Raw genomic sequence first — 23,502 nt, forward strand, 5'->3', positions numbered from 1 at the left:
GTCAGAGCTCCTGGGCCGGGTGCGGGTCGTCGATCGAGGGCTCGTCGGCGAACAGCGGCGGCAGGAACCGCAGCATCAGCACCGACCAGGTGGCGTGGGTGAGGATCGGCGCCTGGATGCCGCCGGTGACCCGCCGCTGCAGCGCGAACAGCAGGCCCATCGGCACGGAGGCGAGCACCAGCGCCGGGTTGCGGGTGGCGACCGTGGCCAGCGTGTACACGGCGGAGGACTTCAGCACCGGGTGGTGGGCGCCGGCCGCCGCGTAGAGCGCCCCGCGGAAGAAGACCTCCTCGGCGATGCCGTTGGCCAGCGTCGTGGTGAGCACCAGCGGCGGCGAGCCCTGCTGGGCGTACCGCAGCACCCGGGAGATGGCGGCGTCCAGCGGCGGGATGCGCCTGGCCACCAGCGCCGCGCCGTAGAACGACGCGAAGGCGGCCGCCCCGGCCACCACCGGGGTGAGCAGCGGGCGGCGCAGGGTGGCCTTCGGGGTCTGCACCCAGCCCAGGTGCAGCGGTCCGGAGGCGAGGCCACCGGCGACCCAGGTGCCGGCCACGCCCAGCGTCAGCACGTAGAACGACGTCGAGTTCGGCTTCTGCGACAGCGAGACCCCGAGCAGCCCGGCCCCGGCCAGCGAGACCCCGGCGGTGACCCGGCGACGGCGGCGGAAGGCCTCGTCGGACTCCCAGTGGTCGCGCGGCACCTTGTCCACCAGCCAGGACGGCGCCTTGGCCAGCAACCGCGTCAGCCGGGCGTCGGACACCAGCGACTGGCCCAGCCGCCGCTTGGCACGGGTCATCCGGCCAGTCCCGTGGTCTTCGCCCCGCGGGCGCTCCGGCGCTCCTTGGCACGTTCGCCCAGCGCGGTCAGCACCGCCTCGTCGTAGGACATCGGCTCGAACGGGACCACCCGGCGGATCGCGTCGTCGGTCACGACCACCTCGTTGGTCATCGAGTCGATCAGCGACCGGCCGGTCTGCACGTCGACGTCGGTGACCAGCGACAGCCAGTGGGAGGACAGCTTCGGGCTCAGCAGCGGCACCGGGACGATCAGCAGCCGGCGGCCCTGGATCTCCGCCACCCGGGTGAGCATCTCCAGGTACTCGAGCACCTCGGGGCCGCCGACGTCGAACGCCCGCCCCTCGGCCTCCGGCGCGGTCAGCACCCCGACCAGGTACCGGACGACGTCGGCGACGGCGATCGGCTGGGTGCGGGTGTGCACCCAGCGCGGGGTGATCATCGCCGGCAGGTGGGCGACGAGCTGGCGGGTCATCTCCCAGGAGACCCCGCCGTGGCCGATCACGATCCCGGCCCGCAGCGCGGTGACCGGCACACCCGTCTCGCCCAGCAGCTTCTCGACCTCACGGCGGCTGCGCAGGTGGGCGGAGAGGTCGTCGGAGTCGCTGCCGAGCCCGCCGAGGTAGACGATCCGGCGGACCCCGGCGTCGGCCGCGGCCCGGGCGAAGGCGCGGGCGGCGGCGGCGTCCTTCTCCTGGAAGTCCGCCGAGTCCAGCGAGTGGACGAGGTAGTACGCGGCCTCGCAGTCGGCCAGCGCGGTGCGCAGCGACGCCTCGTCACCGACGTCCCCGGGCACCGGGGTGCCGGCGCCGGAGTAGGTGTCCGGGTGCCGGGTCATCGCCCGGACCTCGTGCCCGGCCTCCTCCAGGGCAGGCGTCAGCCTGCTGCCGACGAACCCCGACGCCCCGGTGACCAGTACTCGCACGCCCCCACCCTCCCGGTACGACCGGTCGGGCGCGACCCGGAGGCGCGCGATCCACCCGGCGCGCGGGCCCCGGCGGCGCGATGATCGGCCCATGAGCGCCCCCGGTGAGGACCGCAACGTGCTGGGCGGCCCGCTGGAGCCGTGCGGCACCGACCCGATGACCGGCTTCACCCGGGACGGGTCGTGCCGCACCGGGCCGGCCGACCTGGGCAGCCACACGGTCTGCGCGGTCGTCTCCGCCGAGTTCCTGGACATGCAGCGCGAGCTGGGCAACGACCTGGTCACCCCGCGCCCGGAGTACGACTTCCCCGGGCTGCGCCCCGGCGACCGCTGGTGCGTGGTCGCCGTCCGCTGGCTGCAGGCCCTCCAGGCGGGCGCCCCGGCGGGGGTGGTGCTGGCCGCGACCAACGCCCGGGCCCTGGAGGTGGTGCCGCTGGAGGCGCTGCGGTCCCAGGCCGTCGACGTCCCGGACGACCCGTCCTCGCTCTGACCCCACCCACCTCGCCTGGCACCCGCCCACCGAGTGACGACCTGCGCACGCCTCGCTCCCGGGGCAGACGTGCACAGCTCGCCACTCGACGTCCGGGGCTCAGCCCTCGAGGGCGGCCGGGTCCATCCAGGCGGCCTCCCAGACGTTGCCGTCCGGGTCGGTGAAGCTGGTGCCGTACATGAAGCCGTGGTCCTGGGCGGGCAGCCAGGGCTTGCCGCCCGCGGCCAGTGCCCGGGCCAGCAGGTCGTCGCACTCCGCCCGGTCGGCCGCCGAGATCGCGTTCAGCACCGACGTGGCCTGCGCCGGGTCGCCGACCTGGCCCGCCACGAAACCGGCGAACTTCTCCCGGGTCAGCAGCATGACCAGGATGTTCTCCTCGATCACCATCGCGGCGGCCGTCTCGTCGGTGAACTGGGCGTTGTTCGCGAAGCCCAGGGCGGCATAGAAGGCCTTCGACCGCTCCAGGTCGGTGACGGGCAGGTTCACGAAGATCGTGCGCACGGAGAGCTCCTCGGTTGGTGGGACCGCCGTCGGGTCCCTTAGGGAGTCAGACCGGCCGGCACCGGGGAACTCATCGCTGGGCGGTCCCGGCGAGCACCACGGCCACGGTCTTCTCCGGCGCGTCCCACATCGGGAGGTGGCCCGCCCCGTCGAACCAGTGCAGCTCCGCGTCGGGGAAGGCCTCGACCGCCCGCGCCGCCTGGCGGGCCAGGGTCACCCGGTCCCGCCGTCCCCAGCCGATGGTCAGCCGGCCGGGCAGCGACCCGGCCGGGGCGCCCTGCTGGCGGGGCCCGCGGGCCAGGTCGGTGAGGACGGCGTCGAAGGACGGCGAGAGCGCGTACCCGGTGAGCTCCCGGGTGACCACCTCGCCGTCCAGGGCCCACGGGCGGGCGGAGAACTGCGCCAGCAGCGCCGTCCGCCCGGCCGGGTTGCCCAGCAGTGCGGGCAGGGCCGGCCGGATCCGGCGGACCAGCGCGATGGAGGCGCGCAGGCTGGCGAGGAAGACGGCGGCCTCCCGATCGGTCCAGAAGCCGCCCGGGTCCAGCGCCACGTTGTCCCGGCCCAGCCCCCGCCGGGAGAGCTCCAGCACCATCCGGGCCCCCAGCGAGCTGCCGACCAGCGGGACGTCGGCCAGCCCCTCCGCCCGGAGCCAGTCCGCCAGCGCGTCGGTGAGCGAGCCGAAGGAGGGGTCCGCCAGGGGCGGCGTGTCGCCGGCGAACCCGGGGAGGTCCACCGCGACCACCTCGCGCCCCGCAGCCAGACCGGGGAGCACCGGGTCCCAGGAGCGCCACGAGCCACCCAGCCCGTGGACCAGAACGAGGAGGTCGCCGGAGCCGGTCCGGTGCGCTGCGAGGTCCATGCCCGTGACTACCCACCTCGCCGCCGCCCATCCGGGGTGTACACAGATGGGACGCCGTGCCGGGCACGGCACCTCCCGCTGCTGGGGCGGGGCTGTGAGGATGTGCCGCGGGGCGGGTGCGCAGACCGGAGCGCCGTCCGACAGCATGTGCGGGTCCGGCAGGAGCGCGGCAGGAGGAGTGCAGACGGTGAGCACGTCGAGGAGCAACCGGGTGCGCGCGGCCATCGGCACCGTCAGCCTGACCGGCGCGGCCATGGGCTTCCTGTCCGCCTGCGGCACCGGCGGGTACGCCTCCGGCGAGGACGACGTGGAGGCCGAGCGGGTCTACTGCGTCGACGAGCAGGACCAGGTGGTCGACGAGGAGCTGTGCGAGGAGGCCGAGCGCAACGGCGGCTACGTCGGCGGCATCCCCTACTTCTTCCTGCTCGGCGGGTTCGGCGGCAACCGGTACGCCGTGGGCCAGACCATCCCGCAGCAGTACACCGGCGCGGCGAACCGGGTGAACCCCGCCGACACCTCTGCCCGGTCCCGCGCCGGGCTGCCCGGCAGCGGCCGGGTGAGCTCCGGCAGCCGGATCTCCGGCGGGATCGGCTCCGGCCGGGTCGGTAGCGGCAGCGTCGGGTCGTGAGGCGGCTCTACGGCAAGGCCCGGCTCGGCTGGGAGGCCGAGATCGAGAGCCAGGGGCTGGTCTACAACAAGACGACCGTGCCCGGGGAGGACCCGCGCTCGTACTGGCGCGAGGACGTCTTCTACGACTTCACCGAGGCCGAGATCGACACCCTGGCCGACGTCACCGACCAGCTGTTCGCCGCCTGCGTGGAGGCCGGGGACGTCGCGCTCGCCGACGACCGGCTGCTGGACCGGATGCGCATCCCGCGGGACGCCCGCGACGTCGTCCGGGCCAGCTGGGACGCCGAGCCGCCCAGCGTCTACGGCCGGTTCGACCTGTGGTGGGACGGCACCGCCACCCCCCGGCTGCTGGAGTTCAACGCCGACACCCCGACCTCGCTGGTCGAGGCGGCGGTCGTGCAGTGGGCCTGGCACCTGGAGACCGGGCAGGGTCGGGACCAGTGGAACCAGCTCGACGACCGGCTGGTCGCCGCCTGGCAGCGCAACCTCTCCCGCTGGGAGGGCCACCACCACCGCAAGCCCACGGTGCACCTGGCCTGGACCTCCGGTGACCGCAGCGGCGAGGACTGGATGACGGTGGCCTACCTCGCCGACACCGTGCAGCGGGCCGGCTACCAGGCGGTCGTCCTCACCACCGAGGAGATCGGGCTGGACACCGGCGACGCCCGGTTCTACGACCCCCAGGGCAACCGGATCGACGTCGTCTTCAAGCTCTACCCCTGGGAGTGGCTGCTCGCCGACGCGTACGGCCCCTCGGTGATCGCCGACCTCCGCGACCCGGACGGGACGACGTGGGTCGAGCCGATCTGGAAGATGCTCTGGTCCAACAAGGGTCTGCTGCCGGTGCTCTGGCAGCGGTACGAGCACGACCCGGTGCTCTCCCGCCACCTGCTGCCGGCGTTCTTCGCCGACGACCCGCGCGCCGGCGAGCTGACCGCGACCGGCTATGCCCGCAAGCCGCTGTTCGGCCGGGAGGGCAACAACGTGGAGCTGGTCGCCCCCGGGGGTGAGGTGCTCGCCGCGCAGGGCGGCCAGTACGGCGCCGAGGGCTGGATCGTGCAGCAGCTGTGCGCGCTGCCGGACTTCGCCGGCCCCGACGGCCCGCACCACCCGGTGCTCGGCGCCTGGGTGGTCGACGGCGAGGCCGCCGGGCTGGGCATCCGGGAGTCCGACGGGCTGATCACCGACGACCTGTCCTTCTTCGTCCCGCACACCATCGGCTACCAGCGACCGCCGAACACCACCTGGTCGGCCTGACCCGGCCGTCCCGTTCGTCGCTCCGCCTGCCGAGAACTGGCGGAGCAGACGTTCGGCGGCAGGGAGGCGGCACAGGTGACGACGGCGGGGACGACGGCCCGGGACCAGCGGCGGGCGGTGCGGCCCAGCGGGCAGGAACGGGTGCTGGAGCCCGATGACCTGATCGTCTCCAAGACCGACCTGCGCGGGGTGATCACCTACGCCAACGAGTCGTTCCTGCGGGTGTCGCGGTACGAGGAGGACGAGGTCCTCGGCCAGCCGCACAACCTGATCCGGCACCCGGACATGCCCAAGGCCGTGTTCAAGCTGCTGTGGGACACCGTCGCCGCCGGCCAGGAGGTGTTCGCCTACGTGAACAACCTGGCCGCCGACGGCGCCCATTACTGGGTGCTGGCCAACGTGACCCCCAGCTACGACGCCCGCGGCACGATCGTCGGCTACCACTCCAGCCGGCGCGCCCCCACCCGACCGGCCATCGCCGGGGCGAGCGCGCTCTACGACCAGCTGCGCGCCGCCGAGCGTGCCCAGCCCAACGGCCGGGCGGCGCTCGAGGCCTCCACCGCGCTGCTCGGCACGCTGCTGACCGACCGCGGCCAGACCTACGACGAGTTCGTGTGGTCGCTGATCTCCGAGGGAGGGTTCTGAGGTGGGGCGCCGTCCGTCGAGGAACACGTCGGCCGAGCAGGAGCTGGCGGTCTACCGGGCCTTCGTGGCCGAGCTCAGCCGGGTGTGCCGCGCCGCGGCCGCCGGCGACCTGGAGGCCCGCAGCCGGGCGGTGGCCGGCTCCCGGGAGGTCCCCGAGCTCCGCGAGCTGCAGGACGGCGTCAACCAGCTGCTCGACGTCTCCGACACCTTCGTGCGCGAGGCCGGCGCGGCGCTGACCTCGGCCGCCGACGGGCGCTTCCACCGGCGCGTGCTGGAGCGCGGCCTGCCGGGTGCCTACCGGCGTGGCGCCGGGATCCTCAACCAGGCCGGCGAGGCGATGCGCGGCTCGGCGGCCCGGGTCACCGAGGCGGCGGCCGCCCGGCTGGCGCTGGCCGACGAGTTCGAGTCGGTGGTGCTGGCGATGTCCGAGCAGGTGGCCACGGCGGCGACCGAGCTCAGCGCCTCGGCCGCCGGGCTGACCGGGGCGGCCGTGTCCGCCGGTACCGAGGTCGGCCGGGCCGAGGACAGCGTGGTCTCCCTCGACCGGTCCTCCACCGAGATCAAGGAGGTCATCGCGCTGATCGACTCGGTGGCCGCGCAGACCCGGCTGCTGGCGCTGAACGCGACGATCGAGGCGGCCCGGGCCGGGGAGGCCGGCCTGGGGTTCGCCGTCGTCGCCTCGGAGGTCAAGGACCTGGCCGACCAGACCGCCAGCGCCACCGAGCGGGTCACCGCCCAGGTCGCATCGGTGCGCGCCGCCTGCGGGGACGTCTCGGAGGTGATGACCAACGTGGGGACGACGGTCGCGGACATGACCGGCCTGGTCGACGGGATCACCACCGCCGTCGACGGCTCGGCGTCCGACCCGCTGGGGACGACGTCGCCGGGACTGTCCCAGCTGGCGGAGAAGCTCCGCGCGGAGATGACCGGCTTCCTGGCCCACATGCGCAGCTGACCCGGCGGTTCAGGCCAGGGCGGCCGCGGCGGGGAGCCAGTCGATGCGGCCGCCGTGCGGGTCGGTGTACGCCAGCGGCTCGCCGTCCAGCGCCAGCAGGAACCGGCGCTCGCCCGCCGCCGGGACCTCCGGCAGCCGCGCCGCGACGGCGGGCAGCACGCCCACGCCCTCCTGGGAGACCCACCGCACCGGCAGCCCGCCGACCAGCCCGACGAACGCCTCCCTGGCCGCCGCCGGCAGGTAGGCGAGCACCGCGGTGTGGAACACGACGACGGTGGCCTCGGCGGGCATGCCGGCCACCAGCCCGGGCAGCTGCTCCACCAGGTCGCCGCGCACCAGCTCGGCCGGCTCCCGGGCGGCGATCGCGGCCGCCGCGGTCAGCCGGTCCCGGCGCTCGTCCATCCCCGGCCAGACCAGGGCCTGCAGCCAGCCGACGTCGTCGGGGTCGGCCGGGTCGAGCGGGTTGAGGTCGATCCCGGCCCGGCGCACCACCTGGGGCACGTCCCGCGGCACCGGGCCACGCCCGGAGGTCGAGCAGCGCAGCTGCACAGGGCTCGACGCCGGCCCGACCCGGAGACCCCCGTCGTAGGCGTAGCCGTACCGGTCGGGGTACAAGCACAGCCCGGCCGACGCACCCACCTCGATCAGCGCCAGCGGCCCGGGCAGGCCGGCCAGCAGCGGCAGCAGGGCGGCGCAGCGGGCGGCCTCGTTGGTCTGGGTCGCGCGGGCGAGCATCGTCGCCCGCAGCCGGTCGGCGTCGCCCAGCACCCGGTCGTGCAGCTGCGCGCCGTCCGCCGGCGGGCCACCGTGCAGGTGCTGCAGCGCCCCCAGCAGCAGGTTGGCCTGCCGCTTGCCGGTGGGCAGAGCGCCGAGGAAGGCCAGCACGTCGTCGTCCACGGCGACCGCGGCGGCCAGCTCCGCGTACCGCGGGGAGACCGGCGCGGCCTCGACCGCGGCGAACCACCGGTAGTGGTCGGCCAGGTCGGTGAGCTCCTCGTCGAGCGATCTCATGTCCGCACCCCTCAGGTGGTGGTCAGGTCACGGCCGGCGCCGGCGAACCGGGCCAGGTCGTCGCGGGTCGGCTCGACCAGCACCCGGCCGTCGGGGGTGAGCACCACCGGGGAGGTCGCCTCCTCCGCGCCGATCTCGGCGAGCAGCCGGCGCGCGGCGTCGTCGTCGGCCGGGTCGAGCCAGGTGTGCGGGACCCCGTCCTCGGCCAGCTGCTCGCGCAGCGCCACGCTCGCCGGCCAGCGCCGGTCGCCGACCACCCGCAGCCCGCTCGCCTGCCCGATGAGCATCGCCCGGCGCAGCAGGAAGGAGCGGGTGACGACGTCGGCCAGCCCACGGTCGCGGGCGAACACCGCGCGCAGCTGCTCCAGGCTGAGCACCAGCACCTCGCCGTCCTCCGCGACCACCAGCGACCGCACCGGCCGCTGCCCGGCCAGCATGTTCAGCCCGCCCAGGAACCGGCCCGGGCCGTTGACCGCCACGACGCGCTTGCCGCCGTCCGCCCCGTGCTCCAGCGACCCCTCGACCACCGCGATCGCACCGGAGAGGACGACGAAGAAGTCGAACTCCGCCTGCCCCGAGCGCAGCAGCACCTGGCCGCGCACCGTGCTCATCCGCCGCCCCACCCGGCGGAACACGGCGATGTGCGCGTCGGAGAGCCGCGGGGACGCGCCGTCGTCGGGGGTCTCGGTGACCGGCCCGCCGGGCAGCACGTCGATCGCCGGCATGGACGCCGGCGGGGAGAAGATCCGCAGCTGCTGCGCCGACGCCACCGGCTCGGTCGCCGGCAGCAGGCCGCCGTGGCCCGGACCGCGGGGGTCGGAGGAGACCAGCGCGGCGGCGAGCGACTCGGTGGTCGTCGGGCCGTCGTGCCGGACGCCGTTGACGAAGAAGGTCGGGGTGCCCTGCACGCCGCTGGCCTCGGCGCCCACGACGTCGGCGCGGACCCGTGCGGCGTGCACGCCGGACCCCAGCTCCTCGGCGAACCGGCCGAGGTCCAGGCCGAGGGCAGCGGCGTGGTCGAGCAGCTCGTCGGCCTCCAGCTGGTCCTGGTGGGCGTAGAGCCGGTCGTGCATCGCCCAGAACGCGCCCTGGGCACCCGCGGCCTCGGTGGCCTCGGCGGCGAGCTCGGCGTGCGGGTGCACGTCGGGCAGCGGCAGGTGCCGGAACACGTAGCGCAGGTCGTCGCCGAACCGGCGGCGCAGCTCCTCGACCACCCCGTTCGCCCGGCCGCAGAACGGGCACTCGACGTCGCCGAACTCCACCAGGGTCAGCGGCGCGTCGACGGGGCCGCGCAGGTGGTCGACCGCCGGGTCGACCGGGGGGTCGAGGCGCTGCGGCCCGGCGTCGGCGACCCGCGGCGTGCGGCGGCCCAGCACCCAGAACCAGACGGCGCCCAGCACGGCGGCGACCACCCCGGCGGCCAGCACGCCGATCATCGCCTCCTCGCGCAGCACCGGGTCGTCGAAGGCCAGGTCGGCGACGAACAGCGAGACGGTGAACCCCAGCCCAGACAGCGCCGCGCCACCCCAGATGCTGGGCAGGTTCACCCCGGGCGGCAGCGAGCCCATGCCGAACCTCACCGCCAGGGTGGAGACCAGCCCGATGCCGACGAACTTGCCGACGACCAGGCCGAGGAAGACCCCGATCGTCACCGGGGAGGTGAGCGCCCGGTCCAGCACGTCGCCGTCGAACTGCACCCCGGCGTTCGCCAGGGCGAACACCGGGACGACGACGTAACCGCTCCAGGGCACCAGCAGCGCGCCGATCCGCTCGTTGGGCGAGATGGCCCGCTCCACCGACAGCTTCGCCCGCCGGGCCAGGGCGACGTCCGGGGCCTGCCGGAAGGCGCGGGCCAGCGTCCCGGCGGACTCGACCTCGGCGCGGCGCGGCGTGTACGCGCTGACCAGCAGCCCGAGCACCACCCCGCCGATCGTCGCGTGCACGCCGGAGGCGTGCATCGCCAGCCACATGACCACACCGACGGCGAAGTAGGCCGGGCCCCGCCACACCTGCAGCCGGGTGAGCCACCCGAAGGCGAGGACGCACAGCGCCGCGACGCCGAGGGCCACCAGGTCGATGTCCTCGGAGTAGAAGACCGCGATCACGGTGAGCGCGCCGATGTCGTCGACCACGGACAGGGAGAGCAGGAACACCCGCAGCTGGGTCGGGGCGCGCGAGCCGACCAGCGCGAGCGCGCCGAGCACGAAGGCGGTGTCGGTGGCCATCGGGATGCCCCAGCCGTGCGCCCCCGGGCCGCCGGCGTTGATCGCCAGGTAGATGCCGGCCGGCACCACGAGCCCGGCGATCGCGCCGAGGGCGGGCACCGACAGCCGGCTGCGCTGGGTCAGCTCGCCCATCGACAGCTCCCGGCGCACCTCCATCCCGATGAGGAAGAAGAAGAACACCATCAGGCCGTCGTTGACCCAGTGCCGCAGGTCCATCGCGACCTCGGTGGCGCCCAGCTGCACGGCGAACTCGGTGTGCCACACCCGCTCGTAGGAGTCGCCCCACGGGGAGTTCGCCCACGCCAGGGCCAGCAGGGTGGCGGCGACCAGCAGCACCGCGCTGGAGGCCTCGGTGCGCAGGAACCGGCGGGCCGGGGTGGAGAGCTGGGCGAGCAGGTGACCGGTCCGCGAGGAGCGGCTCTGGGTGCGGGACGGGGCTGTCACGACGGTCTTCCTACCGCGCGGATGTGACGGCTGGGACGCCCTGCTGCACCCAGGCTCAGCCGAGGACGACCAGCAGGTCACCGCCCTCCACCTGCTGGACGGCGCTGATCGCCACCCGCCGCACGGTCCCGGCGCGCGGCGCGGTGATCGCGGCCTCCATCTTCATCGCCTCGATGGTGGCGATCGCCGCCCCTGCCTCGACCGCGTCCCCCTCGCCGACCTGCAGGGTGACCACGCCGGCGAACGGCGCGGCGACCTGGCCGGGGTCGGTGCGGTCGGCCTTCTCGGTGGGCTGCACCTCGGACGTGACGGACCGGTCCCGGACGCTGACCGGCCGCAGCTGGCCGTTGAGCGTGCACATGACCGTGCGCATGCCGCGCTCGTCGGCGTCGGAGACCGCCTCGATGCCGATCAGCAGCCGGACGCCCGGCTCGAGGTCGACCGAGTGCTCGACGCCGGACCGCAGCCCGTAGAGGAACTCCTTGCTGGGCAGCACCGAGACGTCGCCGTAGGAGTCCGTGTGCGCCTCGAACTCCGCCGTCGGGCCGGGGAACAGCAGCCGGTTCAGCGTGCGCCGGGGCTCCTTCGCCAGGCCGTCCAGGTCGTCGTCGGAGAGCTCGGCCGGCGGCGCGGCGGCCCGCCGCCCCTCCAGCGCCCTGGTGCGGAACGGCTCGGGCCAGCCGCCGGGCGGGTCACCCAGCTCGCCGCGGAGGAAGCCGACCACCGAGTCGGGCAGGTCGAACCGGCCCGGCTCGGCGGCGAACTCCGCGACGTCAACCCCGGCCCCGACCAGCTGCAGCGCCAGGTCACCGACCACCTTGGAGCTCGGGGTGACCTTGACCAGGTGACCGAGCAGCCGGTCGGCGGCGGCGTACATCGCCTCCACCTCCTCGAACCGCTGGCCCAGCCCCAGTGCGATCGCCTGCTGGCGCAGGTTGGACAGCTGCCCGCCGGGGATCTCGTGGGTGTAGACGCGCCCGGTCGGCGCCGGCAGCCCGGACTCGAACGGCGCGTACACCCGGCGGACCGCCTCCCAGTAGGGCTCCAGGTCGTTGACCGCGGTGATGTCCAGTCCGGTGGCCCGCTCGGTGTGGTCGGTCGCCGCGACGATGGCCGACAGCGCGGGCTGCGACGTCGTCCCGGCCAGCGCCGCGCTGGCGCCGTCCACCGCGTCCACACCGGCCTGCCAGGCCGCCAGCAGCGTGGCCAGCTGCCCGCCGGGGGTGTCGTGGGTGTGCAGGTGCACCGGCAGGTCGAACCGCTCGCGCAACGCGCGCACCAGCGTCGCCGCGGCCGGCGGCCGGAGCAGGCCGGCCATGTCCTTGATCGCCAGCACGTGCGCCCCGGCCCCGACGATCTGCTCGGCCAGGCGCAGGTAGTAGTCGAGGGTGTACAGCGGCTCGGCCGGGTCGGAGAGGTCGCCGGTGTAGCAGAGCGCCACCTCGGCGACCGCCGTCCCGGCCTCCCGGACGGCGTCGATCGCCGGGCGCATCTGGCCGACGTCGTTGAGCGCGTCGAACACCCGGAACACGTCGATGCCGGTGCGGGCGGCCTCGGCCACGAACGCCGTCGTCACCTGCTCCGGGTAGGGGGTGTAGCCCACCGTGTTGCGGCCGCGCAGCAGCATCTGCAGGCAGACGTTGGGCACCGCCTCGCGGAGTGCGGCCAGCCGCTCCCAGGGGTCCTCGTGCAGGAAGCGCAGCGCGACGTCGTAGGTGGCCCCGCCCCAGGCCTCGATCGACCACAGCTGCGGCAGCAGCCGCGCCTGGTGCCCGGCGACGGCGACCAGGTCCTTGGTGCGCACCCGGGTGGCCAGCAGCGACTGGTGGGCGTCGCGGAAGGTGGTGTCGGTGACCGCCAGGGCCTTCTGCGCCCGCAGGTCGGCGGCGAACCGCTCCGGCCCCAGCTCCCGCAGCCGGTCGCGGGAGCCGTCGAGGGGGTGCAGGCCCAGGTCGACCCGGGGCAGCTTCTCCACCGGGTCGACCAGGTGCGGCCGCTCGCCGTTGGGCTGGTTGACGGTCACGTCGGCCAGGTAGCTGAGGATCTTGGTGCCGCGGTCGGCGGAGCTGCGGGCGGTGAGCAGCTCCGGGCGCTCCTCGATGAACGACGTCGTCACCCGGCCCGCGGCGAAGTCCGGGTCGTCGAGGACCGCCTGCAGGAACGGGATGTTCGTCGACACCCCGCGGATCCGGAACTCGGCGACCGCCCGGCGGGCCCGGGCCACCGCGATGTCCCAGGTGCGGCCGCGGCAGGTGAGCTTGACCAGCATCGAGTCGAAGTGGGCGCCCACCTCCGCGCCGAGGGAGGCCCCGCCGTCCAGCCGCACCCCGGCGCCGCCGGGTGAGCGGTAGGCGGTGATCCGCCCGGTGTCCGGGCGGAAGCCGTTCGCCGGGTCCTCGGTGGTGATCCGGCACTGCAGCGCCGCGCCCCGCAGCTGCACCGTGTCCTGGGACAACCCCAGGTCGGCCAGCGTCGCCCCCGCCGCGATCCGCAGCTGGCTCTGCACCAGGTCGACGTCGGTGACCTCCTCGGTGACCGTGTGCTCGACCTGGATCCGCGGGTTCATCTCGATGAACACGTGCCGGCCCTGCGCGTCGAGGAGGAACTCCACGGTGCCGGCGCAGGAGTAGCCGATGTGCCGGGCGAAGGCGACGGCGTCGGCGCAGATCCGCTCGCGCAGCTCCGGGTCGAGGTTGGGCGCCGGGGCGAGCTCGACCACCTTCTGGTGCCGGCGCTGCACCGAGCAGTCCCGCTCGAACAGGTGGATCACGTTGCCGGCCCCGTCGGCGAGGATCTGCACCTCGATGTGCCGCGGGTCGACGACGGCCTGCTCGAGGAAGACGGTGGCGTCGCCGAACGCCGACTCCGCCTCCCGCATCGCCGCCTCGATCGACCCGCGCAGCTGGGCCCGGTCGTCGACCCGCCGCATGCCCCGCCCGCCCCCGCCGGCGACGGCCTTGACGAAGACCGGCCCGTCGAACTGCTCGGCGGCGGCGATCAGCGCGTCGACGTCGGTCCCGGGCTCGGTGCCGGCCAGCACCGGCAGGCCGGCCTCCCGGGCCGCGGCGATCGCCCGCGACTTGTCCCCGGTCAGCTCCAGCACGGCGGCGCTCGGCCCGACGAAGGTGATCCCCGCCCGCGCGCAGGCCTCGGCGAGCTCCGGGTTCTCCGACAGGAACCCGTAGCCGGGGTAGACGGCGTCGGCCCCGGCGCGCTGGGCGGCCCGGACGATCTCCCCGACGTCGAGGTAGGCGCGCACCGGGTGGCCGGGCTCGCCGATCTGGTAGCTCTCGTCGGCCTTGAGCCGGTGCACGGAGTTGCGGTCCTCGTGCGGGAAGACCGCGACCGTCCCGGCGCCCAGCTCGTAGGCGGCACGGAAGGCGCGGACCGCGATCTCCCCGCGGTTGGCGACCAGGACCTTCTCGAACACGGGCGGCGTCCTCTCGGCTCGGGGGCGACCGGCGCCGGCCCCCCTCCTGGCGCCCGACCGTAGCGGCGTCCGGTGACCCGTGGCTCACCCGGAGAACCGGTCGTGCACAACAGGCGTGTCCTCGCCGGCTCCGGGTAGCGATAGGAGCGTGACCGCCGAGCAGACAGCAGACCGGACCCGCGAGGTCGTCCTCGTCTTCGGCGCCTCCTCCGGGATCGGCCGCGCGTCAGCGGTGCGGTTCGCCGCGCGCGGCGCCGCACTGGTGCTGGTCTCCCGGAGCCGGGAGAGCCTGGAGAGGGCGGCGACCGAGTGCCGGGCGGCCGGGGCCGACGCGGTCGAGGTCTGCCCGGGCGACGTCCTCGACCGGGCCGCGGTGCAGGCCGCCGTCGACCGGGCCGTCGGCTCGTTCGGCCGGCTGGACGTCGTCGTCCACTCCGCCACCGTGATGGCCTACGGGAAGATCGAGGAGCTGGACCCGGACGTGTTCGAGCGCGTCGTCGACACCGCCGTCCACGGCACCTTCCACATCTTCCGCGCCGTGCTGCCGCAGTTCCGCGCCCAGCGGCGCGGGTCGCTCGTCGTCGTCAGCTCGCTGCTGGCCTCGGTGACCACCCCCACGATGGGTGCCTACATCACCGCCAAGTGGGGCCAGCTGGGCCTGATCCGCACCCTGCAGCAGGAGCTGCGCGACCTGCCCGACGTGCACGTCTCCGCCGTCGCCCCCGGCGGGACGACGACGCCGATCTACGCGCAGGCGGCCACCGTGCTGGGCCACACCGGACACCCGCCGCCGCCGGTCTACACCCCCGAGCGGGTCGCCCGCGCCGTCGTCGCCATGCTGGACCGGCCGCGGCGGCTCAAGCAGGCCGGCTTCGCGAACCCGCTGATCATCGCCGGGTTCCGGTTGCTGCCACCGGTGTACGACGCGCTGGTCGGGCCGCTGCTGAAGGTGTTCGGCCACGCCCGGGACTCCGTGGCGGCGACCACCGGCAACGTCTTCGCCCCGGTGCCGGAGAAGGAGGCCACCCGCGGTCCCTTCATCGGGATCTGACCGATCAGACCAGCCCGGCGACGTGGGCCAGGATCGCCACCTGCACCCGGTTGGCCGTCCCGAGCTTGGTGAACACCCGCGAGATGTGCGACTTGACGGTGGCCTCGCTGAGGAAGAGCTCCGAGCCGATCTCGGCGTTGGACAGCCCCGGCCCACGGCCAGCAGCACCTCGCACTCCCGGTCGGTCAGGGCCGCGATCCGCGTCAGCGCGTCCTGCCGGCGGGCATCGGCCCCGGTGTCGGTGTAGCGGGTGATCAGCCGCCGGGTGGCGGTCGGGGAGAGCATGGCCTCCCCCGCGGCCACCACCCGGACCGCCTGCACCAGCTCCCGCGGTGGGGTGTCCTTGAGCAGGAAGCCGCTCGCCCCGGCCTGCAGCGCCCCGAAGACGTGCTCGTCCAGGTCGAAGGTGGTCAGCACCAGCACCCGCGGGGCGTCCGGGCGGGCGGTGACCGCGGCGGTGGCGGCCAGCCCGTCCATCCGCGGCATCCGCACGTCCATCAGCACGACGTCGGGCCGGTACCGCAGCACGGCGTCGACGGCCTCCGCGCCGTCCCCCGCCTCCCCGACCACGCGCAGGTCCGGTGCGCTGGCCAGCACCGCCCGCAGGCCCGCGCGCACCAGGGCGTCGTCGTCGATCAGCAGCAGGCGTACGGGTTCGGCCAACCGGCTCGCTCATGCAGGATGCCGATCGCCACGAAGACCACGTCGCGCGTCCGAGCCCAGGGCCAGCGCCGGCCACCCGAGGCAGCGACCGCTGACCCGCCGCTCGTCTCCACGGGTGCCGAGCGTAGTGATCACCGGGCTCCGCGACGTCCCCCGACGGGCGGAGGACCGGGCCGCGGACCTGCGACTTTCGTCGGGACCGGCGCAGACCTCCGGGCGATGCCCGCACCCCCCGGCGCCGGACAGGGTTGCTGCCATGACCGACACCCAGCTGGCCACCGTCCACCTCGACCCGGAGCGCGTACCCCGCGGCGCCGTGCCGACCGACGCCATGGCGATCCTCGGCCTGGTCTTCGGCTTCCTGTTCTTCCCCCTCGGCATCGTCTTCAGCGCCCTGGGCCTGCGCAACACCCGCCGGGACGGCACCCGCGGCCGTGGGCTCGCCCTCGCCGGGATGGTCCTCTCGCTGCTGCAGGTGGCGGGGTACTCGGCGCTCATCCTGTGGGCCGCCTTCGGCGCCGGCTCCTGATGACCTGGTTCGACCCGGAGGCGGCCAGCTTCCTGGCCGCCCGCCAGCTCGCGGAGGAGGCCCGGCACCGGCGGCACCAGCCCCTCGGCCACCGACCCCGGCGCCGCCGCCCGGACCGGCTGCGCAGCACCCCCGGCCGCCCGGCGCCCGGCGAGTGCGCAGCTGCGGTCGTGGACCCGCACGGCGACGCGGGGCCCGGCGACCGGTACTGACCACCCGTGGGGGGAGGGGCGTCGGGGAGGATGGGCCGGTGACCGCCATCCGCACTTCGTTCTCCGCGGAGGTCTCCGACGCCGTCCGGCGGCTCGCCGGGGTCGCCGAGCGGACCCCGCTGCAGCGCAACGCCCGCCTGTCCGAGCTGACCGGCGCCGAGGTGTGGGTGAAGCGGGAGGACCTGCAGGTCGGCCGCTCCTACAAGGTGCGCGGCGCCTACAACACGATCAGCCAGCTCGACGCCGCCGGCCGCGCCGCCGGGGCGGTCTGCGCCAGCGCCGGCAACCACGGGCAGGGCATGGCCTACGCCTGCCGGGTGCTCGGCGTCCGGGGCCGGGTGTTCGTGCCCGGGACGACGCCCCGGCAGAAGCGCCAGCGGATCGCCGCCCTCGGCGGGGACATGGTGGAGCTGGTGGTCACCGGCGACACCTACGACGACGCGGCCGCCGCGGCTGCGGCCTCCGCGCAGATGACCGGGGCCACCCTGGTGCCGGCCTTCGACGCGGTCACCACCGTGGTCGGGCAGGCGACGGTGGCCGTGGAGGTGCTCGACCAGCTCGGCGGCGCCCCGGACGTCGTCGTCCTGCCGGTCGGTGGCGGCGGCTTGCTGGCCGGCTGCGGCACCTGGCTGCGCGAGCACAGCCCGGGCACCCGGCTGGTCGGTGTGGAGCCGACCGGCGCGGCGAGCATGGCCGCGGCGCTGGCCGCCGGCTCACCCGTGGAGCTCGCCGAGATCGACACCTTCGTCGACGGTGCCGCGGTACGCCGGGCCGGCGCGGTCACCTACCCGCTGGTGCGCGACAGCGGCGCGGAGCTGGTCGCCGTCCCGGAGGGCCGGATCTGCACCGAGATGCTCGAGCTCTACCAGGTCGACGGGGTGATCGCCGAGCCCGCGGGGGCGCTGGCCACCGCCGCGCTGACCGGGGGCGCCGTCCGGGTCGAGCCGGGGCAGACCGTCGTCTGCCTGCTCTCCGGCGGCAACAACGACGTCAGCCGGTACGCCGAGATCGTCGAGCGCTCCCTGGTGCACCAGGGGCTCAAGCACTGGTTCCTGGTGGAGTTCCCGCAGGAGCCCGGGGCGCTGCGCCGCTTCCTCGACGAGGTGCTCGGCCCGGACGACGACATCGTGCGGTTCGAGTACGTCAAGCGCGACAACCGGGACACCGGGGCGGCGCTCACCGGCATCGAGCTGGGCAGCCCCGAGGGTCTGGCCCCGCTGCTGGCCCGGATCGAGGCCGGACCGCTGACCATCCAGCACCTGCAGCCGGGCACGACCGCCTACCGGTACCTGGTCTCCGGCCCCTCGTTCTGAGCCCCGCTCGCCCGGGTTGAGCCGGCTGAGGTGGCGTTGAGCCATGCCCTGGCGCGGCTCGACCCCGGTTGGTGCGGGTCAACCCGCCCGGGAGACGACCCTCAGCGGCCGTAGCGGGCGGCGGCGCGCTCGCGGGCCTGCGCGGCGAGCACCTCGCGGTCCTTGGGTGGCGCGGTGGTGACCAGGTCGGCGAGCAGGTGCTCGGTGGCGTGCGCGATCTCGGCGACCGCCCGGTCGAACGCCGCCTGGTTCGCCTGCGACGGCTTGGTCGACCCGCTGACCTTGCGCACGTACTGCAGCGCCGCGGCGCGCACCTCGTCGGAGGTGGTGGCGGGCTCCAGGTTGTGCAAGACGTGGATGTTCCGGCACATGCCCGCACCCTAGGACCCCCTGTCGCCGAAGTGGCCACTTCGGCGCTTTCGCCGAAGTGGCCACTTTGGCGAAGAGGGGCGGGGTCAGGCGACGACGGTGGTGGTGCGGTCGGGGCCGCCGCGGGCCAGCGCCCGGCTGATCACCAGCCGCTGGATCTGGTTGGTGCCCTCGAAGATCTGCATGACCTTGGCCTCGCGCATGTACCGCTCCACCGGGAAGTCGCGGGTGTAGCCGTACCCACCCAGCACCTGGACGGCGTCGGTGGTCACCTTCATCGCGTTGTCGGTGGCCACCAGCTTGGCGATCGAGGCCTGCCGCCCGTAGGGCTGACCGGCGTCGCGCAGCCGGGCCGCGGCCAGGTAGGTCGCCCGGGCGGTCTCCACGGCGGCGGCCATGTCGGCGAGCAGGAAGCCCAGCCCCTGGTGCTCGATGATCGGCTTGCCGAAGGTCTCGCGCTCCCGGGCGTAGGCGACCGCGTCGTCCAGCGCGCCCTGGGCCAGGCCGGTGGCGACGGCGGCGATGCCCAGCCGGCCGGCGTCCAGCCCGGCGAGGGCGATCGAGAGCCCCTCGCCCTCCTCGCCCAGCCGGCGGTCGGCGCCGATCCGCACGCCGTCGAACCGCATGGTCGCCGTGGTCGAGCCGGTCAGCCCCATCTTGCGCTCGGCCGGGTCGGCGGACAGCCCCGCGCTGTCGGCGGGCACGAGGAAGCAGGAGATGCCGCGGGCGCCGTCGTCGGAGGTGCGGGCCATCACCGTGTAGAAGTCCGCGTGCCCGCCGTGGGTGGTCCAGGCCTTCTCCCCGGTGAGGACGTACGAGTCGCCGTCCCGCTCGGCCCGGGTGCGCATCGCCGCCGGGTCGGAGCCGGCGTGCGGCTCGGAGAGGCAGTACGCGCCGAGGAGTTCGCCGCCGAGCAGCTCGGGAAGCCAGCGCTGCTGCGCGGGGGTGCCCCGGGTGGCCAGCCCGAAGCAGGACAGCCCGTGCACGCTCACCCCGACGCCGACGCTGGCCCACGCGGCGGCGATCTCCTCGAGCACCTGCAGGTACACCTCGTGGGGCTGCCCGCCGCCACCGAGCTCCTCGGGGTAGGGCAACCCGAGCAGCCCGGCCCGGCCGAGGGTGCGGAAGACCTCGCGCGGGAACTGCTCGTCGGCCTCGGCCGCGGCGGCCCGGGGAGCGAGCTCCGCGCGGGCCAGCTCCCGGGTCAGGTCGAGCAGGTCCGCGGCCTCCTGGGTGGGCACGAGACGGGCGACGGGCACGGCCAGACCTCCGGACGGCGGGGCGTCGACACCCCGCGACTAGTACTGGCAGACGGTAGGCAGTACTGGTCGGAGTACTCAAGTCAACGTCGTTGCTACTCTCCGACACCCCGGAGGGAGGCGCCATGACGTCGCTGGGCACCCGCAGCCCGCGCGCCACCGCCCGGCGCGAGGAGCTGCTCGACCAGCTGGTCGGGCTGATGCTGGCCGACGGGTTCGCGGCGTTCACCCTCGACGAGCTCGCCCGCCGGCTGCACTGCTCGAAGAGCACGCTGTACGGCATCGCGGCGAGCAAGGAGCAGCTGGTGGTGGCCGGGGTGAAGCGGTTCTTCCAGCGCGCGACGACGGCGGTCGAGCAGCGGGTCGCCGAGCCGGGCGACCACCGCGAGCGGATCAGCGCCTACCTGCTCGCCGTCGCCGCGCAGCTGCAGCCGGCCTCCCCCGCGTTCTTCGCCGACCTGGCCGCGTTCGCCCCGGCGCGGGAGATCTACCAGCACAACACCCGCAAGGCCGCCGCCCGGGTGCAGCACCTGGTCGCCGACGGGGTCGCCGCGGGCACCATCCGCCCGGTGCACGCCTCGTTCGTCGGGACGGCGGTCGCGCAGGTCATGGCCGCGATCCACCGGGGCGACGTCCGCGCCGCGACCGGCCTCGACGACGCCGCCGCCTACCGCGAGCTCGCCGACCTCGTCGTCACCGGCATCGCCCCACGCTGACCGCGGCGGGTCCGGGCCCCGGCCAGGCGGGCGGCGATCACCGACGAGTGCGCCATCGTCGGACTCGCGCCGTCCGATCGCCCACGCCGCCGTCCGATCGCCCACCCCGCCGAGCTGTCACCTGGCCCGACCGGTGGGTAAGGTGAGCCTTCCTTTCCCTGGCCGGGACGCCGGCCCGTCCTCTCGTCCCCCCAGGAGCAGCCCGTGGCGCAGCGCACGGCCACCGCAGCTCCGCAGCCGACGGCCGAGGAGCCCCGCCGCGGGCTGCTGCGCGGGGCGTTCACCCGCACGCTCGGGCTCTGGCTCCTGCTCGCCCTGGCGCTGGCGGCCTGCTTCCTCAGCATCACCGTCGGCACCCGGTCGATCGGGCTGGGCACCGTCTGGCAGGCGCTGACCGACGCCGCCACCCCGGGCGACGAGGCGCTGATCATCCGGGAGCTCCGGGTGCCGCGGACCCTGCTGGGCGTGCTCGCCGGGGCCGCCCTGGGCGTATCCGGCGCGCTCATGCAGGGCCACACCCGCAACCCGCTGGGCGACCCGGGGCTGCTCGGGGTGACCGCGGGTGCCTCGTTCGCGGTCGTGCTCTCCATCTGGCTGCTGGGCATCAGCACGCCGGGCGGCTACGTCTGGTTCGCCCTGGTCGGCGCGCTGCTGGGCAGCGTCACCGTCTACGCGATCGGCTCCGCCGGCCCGGGCGGATCGACGCCGGTGACCCTGGCGCTGGCCGGCGCCGCGCTGACCGCGCTGCTCTACGCGCTGATCCAGGCGATCACCATCCGCGAGACCACCACCCTGGACGCCTACCGCTTCTGGGTGGTCGGGGCCCTGGCCGGGCGCGACGCCACGGTGGCCGCGCAGGTCGCCCCCTTCATCGTCGTCGGCCTGGTGCTCGCCCTGCTGAACGCGCCGGTGCTGAACCTGCTCGGGCTCGGCGAGGACGTCGCCCGCGGGCTGGGCACCCGAATCTGGCTGGCCCGCAGCGTCGGGCTGGCGTCGATCACCCTGCTCGCCGGGGCCGCCACCGCCGCCTGCGGGCCGATCGTCTTCGTCGGGCTGGTCGTGCCGCACGTCGCCCGCGCGGTCACCGGGCCCGACCACCGCTGGCTGGTGCCGTACTCCGCGCTGCTGGGCGTGGTCTTCCTCCTGCTCGCCGACGTGCTGGGCCGGATCGTGGCCCGCCCCGGTGAACTGCAGGTGGGCATCGTGCTCGCCGTGGTCGGCGCACCGTTCTTCATCGCCCTCGTCCGCCGCCGGAAGCTGGCGGCGCTGTGAGCCTCGCCGCGCCCACGCGCACCCCCGCGCGGTTGCCCAGCAGCCGGCGGGCCGTGCGGATCGGGCCCTTCTCCGCGGTCTACCGGCCCCGGCAGCTCCTCGTCCCGCTGGCGGTGCTGCTGGCGCTGGTCGTCGTCAGCGCGCTCAACCTGGGCCGCGGCGACTACCCGATCAGCGTCCCGGAGGTGCTGGGCACCCTCGTCGGCGCCGGGGACGACACCCAGCGGTTCATCGTGCTGGAGCTGCGCGCGCCCCGGGTCGTCGTCGGCCTGCTGGTCGGGCTGGCGCTGGGGATCTCCGGCGCGCTCTTCCAGACCTTCGCCCGCAACCCGCTCGCCAGCCCGGACATCCTCGGCGTGACCGGTGGGGCGGCGGTCGGCGCCGTCGGGGTGATCGTGCTCGGCGGGGTCACCGGCGCGAGCGGGCTGCTGGCCGCGGTCGGGCTGCCCGCCGCGGCGCTGGCCAGCGGTCTGCTCACCGCCGGGCTGATCTTCGGCCTGGCCTGGCGCAACGGCATCGACGGCTACCGGCTGGTGCTGGTCGGCATCGGCCTGGCCGCCTTCGCCCAGGCGCTGATCGCCTACCTGCTCACCCGCAGCGACATCAACGACGCCGCGGCCGCCAACGTGTGGCTCACCGGCTCGCTGAACGGGCGGGGCTGGGACCAGGCCGTGCCGCTGGCGCTGGCGCTGGTGGTGCTGCTGCCCGCCGCGCTCGCGCTGAGCCGGGTGCTCGGCGTGCTCCAGTTCGGCGACGACACCGCCCGGGCGCTCGGCGTGCGGGTGGCCCGCACGCAGGGCGTCGTCGTGCTGGTCGCCGTGGCGCTGGCCGCGTTCGCCGTCGCCGCCGCCGGGCCGATCAACTTCGTCGCGCTGGTCGTGCCGCAGGTCGCCCTCCGGCTCGCCGGCGGATCACGCCCCCCGGTGCTCGCCTCGGGCCTGCTCGGTGCACTGCTGCTGATCAGCAGCGACCTGGTGGCCCGCACCGTGCTGCCCGACTCGTTCCCCGTCGGGGTGGTGACCGCCGTGGTCGGCGCCCCGTACCTGCTCTGGCTCCTCGTCCGCGGAAGGCGGCGATCGACCCTGTGACTGCCTCACCCACGCTGGCACGCGACACCTCCCGCCCCGACGCGCCCCCGGTGCGGCTCACCGCCGACGGCGTCCGGCTGGCCTACGGCGAGAAGGTGGTCGTCGACGCGCTCGACCTCGAGCTCGCCGACGGCTCGTTCACCGCGATCGTCGGCCCGAACGGCTGCGGCAAGTCGACCCTGCTCAAGGCGCTGGGCCGGCTGCTGCGCCCCACCGGGGGCACCGTGCTGCTCGACGGCCGGGCCATCACGGCCACCCCGACCCGCGAGGTGGCCAAGGTGCTCGGCCTGCTGCCGCAGACGCCGCTGGCCCCCGAGGGGCTCACCGTCGCCGACCTGGTGGCGCGCGGCCGGCACCCGCACCAGAGCTGGTTGCGTCAGTGGTCGTCGGACGACGAGGCGGTGGTGGCCGAGGCGCTGCGCTGGACCGACATGGCCGAGCTGGCCGACTCCCCGGTCGACGCGCTGTCGGGCGGGCAGCGGCAGCGGGCCTGGATCTCCATGGCGCTGGCCCAGGGCACCGACCTGCTGCTGCTCGACGAGCCGACCACCTACCTCGACCTGGCCCACCAGGTCGACGTGCTGGAGCTGGTCGGCCGACTGCACGCCGAGCGCGGCCGGACCGTGGTCGTCGTGCTGCACGACCTGAACCTCGCGGCGCGCTACGCGCAGCGGCTGGTGGCGATGAAGGACGGCGTGCTGGTCGCCTCCGGCACGCCGGCGGAGGTGCTCACCGAGCAGCTGCTCGCCGACGTGTTCGAGCTGGAGGCCCGGGTCGTGCCCGACCCGGTCACCGGCACCCCGATGGTGGTGCCGGTCCGCCGCCTGCGATGAAGGTGACGTGCTGGAACGGCCCCGCTGCAGG

23 protein-coding genes and 1 pseudogene are annotated in these 23,502 nt (G+C 75.0%); 13 read left to right on the plus strand and 11 right to left on the minus strand.

Annotated elements, in window-relative coordinates:
* Position 1 precedes the first annotated feature (1 nt).
* Together ACI79U_RS04260 and ACI79U_RS04265 are read right to left on the minus strand one after the other, a co-directional pair.
* A complete protein-coding gene (locus ACI79U_RS04260; protein WP_457065599.1) occupies positions 2-796 on the minus strand; it encodes a CPBP family intramembrane glutamic endopeptidase in 795 nt (264 codons plus the stop codon).
* The gene (locus tag ACI79U_RS04265; protein ID WP_457065597.1) at positions 793-1,719 is read right to left on the minus strand and encodes an NAD(P)H-binding protein; all 927 of its coding nucleotides are present in this window, start codon (positions 1,717-1,719) and stop codon (positions 793-795) included. The genes ACI79U_RS04260 and ACI79U_RS04265 overlap by 4 nt, the downstream gene beginning before the upstream one ends.
* 91 nt (positions 1,720-1,810) lie before the next feature.
* On the opposite strand from ACI79U_RS04265, the gene ACI79U_RS04270 reads away from it, so the two are divergent.
* Complete coding sequence (locus ACI79U_RS04270) at positions 1,811-2,209, plus strand: DUF2237 family protein (protein ID WP_457065595.1); 399 nt, start codon at positions 1,811-1,813, stop codon at positions 2,207-2,209.
* Between the two features lie 99 nt (positions 2,210-2,308).
* Here the strand turns inward: ACI79U_RS04270 and ACI79U_RS04275 are convergent, their stop codons facing one another.
* Positions 2,309-2,710, minus strand: a complete 402-nt coding sequence (locus ACI79U_RS04275) for a VOC family protein (RefSeq protein WP_457065593.1) — start codon at positions 2,708-2,710, stop codon at positions 2,309-2,311.
* A gap of 70 nt (positions 2,711-2,780) precedes the next feature.
* The gene (locus ACI79U_RS04280; RefSeq protein WP_457065591.1) at positions 2,781-3,569 is read right to left on the minus strand and encodes an alpha/beta fold hydrolase; all 789 of its coding nucleotides are present in this window, start codon (positions 3,567-3,569) and stop codon (positions 2,781-2,783) included.
* Positions 3,570-3,756: 187 nt separating this feature from the next.
* On the opposite strand from ACI79U_RS04280, the gene ACI79U_RS04285 reads away from it, so the two are divergent.
* The 4 genes from ACI79U_RS04285 to ACI79U_RS04300 all read left to right on the plus strand — a co-directional run bounded on the left by ACI79U_RS04285 (position 3,757) and on the right by ACI79U_RS04300 (position 7,056).
* On the plus strand, positions 3,757-4,197 hold the full coding sequence (locus ACI79U_RS04285; RefSeq protein WP_457065589.1) for a hypothetical protein: 441 nt from the start codon (positions 3,757-3,759) through the stop codon (positions 4,195-4,197).
* On the plus strand, positions 4,194-5,456 hold the full coding sequence (locus tag ACI79U_RS04290; protein ID WP_457065587.1) for a glutathionylspermidine synthase family protein: 1,263 nt from the start codon (positions 4,194-4,196) through the stop codon (positions 5,454-5,456). Before ACI79U_RS04285 ends, ACI79U_RS04290 begins: the two co-directional genes overlap by 4 nt.
* Before the next feature lie 75 nt (positions 5,457-5,531).
* Complete coding sequence (locus ACI79U_RS04295; protein ID WP_457065585.1) at positions 5,532-6,101, plus strand: PAS domain-containing protein; 570 nt, start codon at positions 5,532-5,534, stop codon at positions 6,099-6,101.
* A 1-nt stretch (position 6,102) separates the two neighbouring features.
* Positions 6,103-7,056 carry a methyl-accepting chemotaxis protein gene (locus ACI79U_RS04300; protein ID WP_457065583.1) on the plus strand — a complete coding sequence of 318 codons (954 nt, stop codon included), beginning with the start codon at positions 6,103-6,105 and terminating at the stop codon, positions 7,054-7,056.
* A gap of 9 nt (positions 7,057-7,065) precedes the next feature.
* Here the strand turns inward: ACI79U_RS04300 and ACI79U_RS04305 are convergent, their stop codons facing one another.
* The 3 genes from ACI79U_RS04305 to ACI79U_RS04315 are packed head-to-tail and all read right to left on the minus strand — an operon-like array spanning position 7,066 to position 14,166.
* Positions 7,066-8,067, minus strand: a complete 1,002-nt coding sequence (locus tag ACI79U_RS04305; RefSeq protein WP_457065581.1) for a DUF2332 domain-containing protein — start codon at positions 8,065-8,067, stop codon at positions 7,066-7,068.
* Between the two features lie 11 nt (positions 8,068-8,078).
* Complete coding sequence (gene nhaA / locus ACI79U_RS04310; RefSeq protein WP_457065579.1) at positions 8,079-10,736, minus strand: Na+/H+ antiporter NhaA; 2,658 nt, start codon at positions 10,734-10,736, stop codon at positions 8,079-8,081.
* A 55-nt stretch (positions 10,737-10,791) separates the two neighbouring features.
* Positions 10,792-14,166, minus strand: coding sequence for a pyruvate carboxylase (locus ACI79U_RS04315; protein ID WP_457065577.1), 3,375 nt, complete (start codon positions 14,164-14,166; stop codon positions 10,792-10,794).
* Positions 14,167-14,314: 148 nt separating this feature from the next.
* On the opposite strand from ACI79U_RS04315, the gene ACI79U_RS04320 reads away from it, so the two are divergent.
* Complete coding sequence (locus ACI79U_RS04320; RefSeq protein ID WP_457065575.1) at positions 14,315-15,217, plus strand: SDR family NAD(P)-dependent oxidoreductase; 903 nt, start codon at positions 14,315-14,317, stop codon at positions 15,215-15,217.
* A gap of 4 nt (positions 15,218-15,221) precedes the next feature.
* Here ACI79U_RS04320 and ACI79U_RS04325 read toward each other — a convergent pair whose 3' ends face one another.
* Together ACI79U_RS04325 and ACI79U_RS04330 are read right to left on the minus strand one after the other, a co-directional pair.
* The gene (locus ACI79U_RS04325; protein WP_457065573.1) at positions 15,222-15,392 is read right to left on the minus strand and encodes a response regulator transcription factor; all 171 of its coding nucleotides are present in this window, start codon (positions 15,390-15,392) and stop codon (positions 15,222-15,224) included.
* Positions 15,393-15,583: 191 nt separating this feature from the next.
* Positions 15,584-15,835: pseudogene (locus ACI79U_RS04330) on the minus strand (response regulator); the annotation flags it as partial.
* Positions 15,836-16,136: 301 nt separating this feature from the next.
* On the opposite strand from ACI79U_RS04330, the gene ACI79U_RS04335 reads away from it, so the two are divergent.
* The 3 genes from ACI79U_RS04335 to ilvA are packed head-to-tail and all read left to right on the plus strand — an operon-like array spanning position 16,137 to position 17,934.
* The gene (locus tag ACI79U_RS04335; protein WP_457065571.1) at positions 16,137-16,409 is read left to right on the plus strand and encodes a DUF4190 domain-containing protein; all 273 of its coding nucleotides are present in this window, start codon (positions 16,137-16,139) and stop codon (positions 16,407-16,409) included.
* Positions 16,409-16,621 (plus strand): hypothetical protein, encoded by a 213-nt coding sequence (locus tag ACI79U_RS04340; protein WP_457065569.1) that lies wholly within the window; start codon positions 16,409-16,411, stop codon positions 16,619-16,621. The genes ACI79U_RS04335 and ACI79U_RS04340 overlap by 1 nt, the downstream gene beginning before the upstream one ends.
* A 38-nt stretch (positions 16,622-16,659) precedes the next feature.
* Entirely contained in the window at positions 16,660-17,934 is a 1,275-nt protein-coding gene (gene ilvA, locus ACI79U_RS04345) for a threonine ammonia-lyase IlvA (RefSeq protein WP_457065567.1), read from the plus strand.
* 101 nt (positions 17,935-18,035) lie between these two features.
* On the opposite strand, the gene ACI79U_RS04350 is transcribed toward ilvA, so the two are convergent.
* Together ACI79U_RS04350 and ACI79U_RS04355 are read right to left on the minus strand one after the other, a co-directional pair.
* The gene (locus ACI79U_RS04350; RefSeq protein WP_457065565.1) at positions 18,036-18,305 is read right to left on the minus strand and encodes a DUF2277 domain-containing protein; all 270 of its coding nucleotides are present in this window, start codon (positions 18,303-18,305) and stop codon (positions 18,036-18,038) included.
* 84 nt (positions 18,306-18,389) lie between these two features.
* On the minus strand, positions 18,390-19,562 hold the full coding sequence (locus tag ACI79U_RS04355) for an acyl-CoA dehydrogenase family protein (RefSeq protein WP_457065563.1): 1,173 nt from the start codon (positions 19,560-19,562) through the stop codon (positions 18,390-18,392).
* Positions 19,563-19,687: 125 nt separating this feature from the next.
* Here ACI79U_RS04355 and ACI79U_RS04360 point away from each other — a divergent pair, with 125 nt between their 5' ends.
* The 4 genes from ACI79U_RS04360 to ACI79U_RS04375 all read left to right on the plus strand — a co-directional run bounded on the left by ACI79U_RS04360 (position 19,688) and on the right by ACI79U_RS04375 (position 23,471).
* Positions 19,688-20,278 (plus strand): TetR/AcrR family transcriptional regulator, encoded by a 591-nt coding sequence (locus ACI79U_RS04360; protein ID WP_457065561.1) that lies wholly within the window; start codon positions 19,688-19,690, stop codon positions 20,276-20,278.
* A 204-nt stretch (positions 20,279-20,482) separates the two neighbouring features.
* The gene (locus ACI79U_RS04365) at positions 20,483-21,550 is read left to right on the plus strand and encodes a FecCD family ABC transporter permease (protein WP_457065559.1); all 1,068 of its coding nucleotides are present in this window, start codon (positions 20,483-20,485) and stop codon (positions 21,548-21,550) included.
* Positions 21,547-22,638, plus strand: a complete 1,092-nt coding sequence (locus ACI79U_RS04370) for a FecCD family ABC transporter permease (protein ID WP_457065557.1) — start codon at positions 21,547-21,549, stop codon at positions 22,636-22,638. Before ACI79U_RS04365 ends, ACI79U_RS04370 begins: the two co-directional genes overlap by 4 nt.
* Positions 22,635-23,471 (plus strand): ABC transporter ATP-binding protein, encoded by an 837-nt coding sequence (locus tag ACI79U_RS04375; protein ID WP_457065555.1) that lies wholly within the window; start codon positions 22,635-22,637, stop codon positions 23,469-23,471. The genes ACI79U_RS04370 and ACI79U_RS04375 overlap by 4 nt, the downstream gene beginning before the upstream one ends.
* Positions 23,472-23,502: the final 31 nt, after the last annotated feature.

The organism is Modestobacter sp. SYSU DS0904 (assembly GCF_054051115.1).

What these genes read in the sequence shown, in the direction of transcription:
- ACI79U_RS04260 (WP_457065599.1), bottom strand. Translation starts at nt 796, where the DNA reads ATGACCCGTGCCAAGCGGCGGCTGGGCCAGTCGCTGGTGTCCGACGCC.
- ACI79U_RS04270 (WP_457065595.1), top strand. Translation starts at nt 1,811, where the DNA reads ATGAGCGCCCCCGGTGAGGACCGCAACGTGCTGGGCGGCCCGCTGGAG.
- ACI79U_RS04280 (WP_457065591.1), bottom strand. Translation starts at nt 3,569, where the DNA reads ATGGACCTCGCAGCGCACCGGACCGGCTCCGGCGACCTCCTCGTTCTG.
- ACI79U_RS04305 (WP_457065581.1), bottom strand. Translation starts at nt 8,067, where the DNA reads ATGAGATCGCTCGACGAGGAGCTCACCGACCTGGCCGACCACTACCGG.
- ACI79U_RS04335 (WP_457065571.1), top strand. Translation starts at nt 16,137, where the DNA reads ATGACCGACACCCAGCTGGCCACCGTCCACCTCGACCCGGAGCGCGTA.
- ACI79U_RS04340 (WP_457065569.1), top strand. Translation starts at nt 16,409, where the DNA reads ATGACCTGGTTCGACCCGGAGGCGGCCAGCTTCCTGGCCGCCCGCCAG.
- ACI79U_RS04350 (WP_457065565.1), bottom strand. Translation starts at nt 18,305, where the DNA reads ATGTGCCGGAACATCCACGTCTTGCACAACCTGGAGCCCGCCACCACC.
- ACI79U_RS04360 (WP_457065561.1), top strand. Translation starts at nt 19,688, where the DNA reads ATGACGTCGCTGGGCACCCGCAGCCCGCGCGCCACCGCCCGGCGCGAG.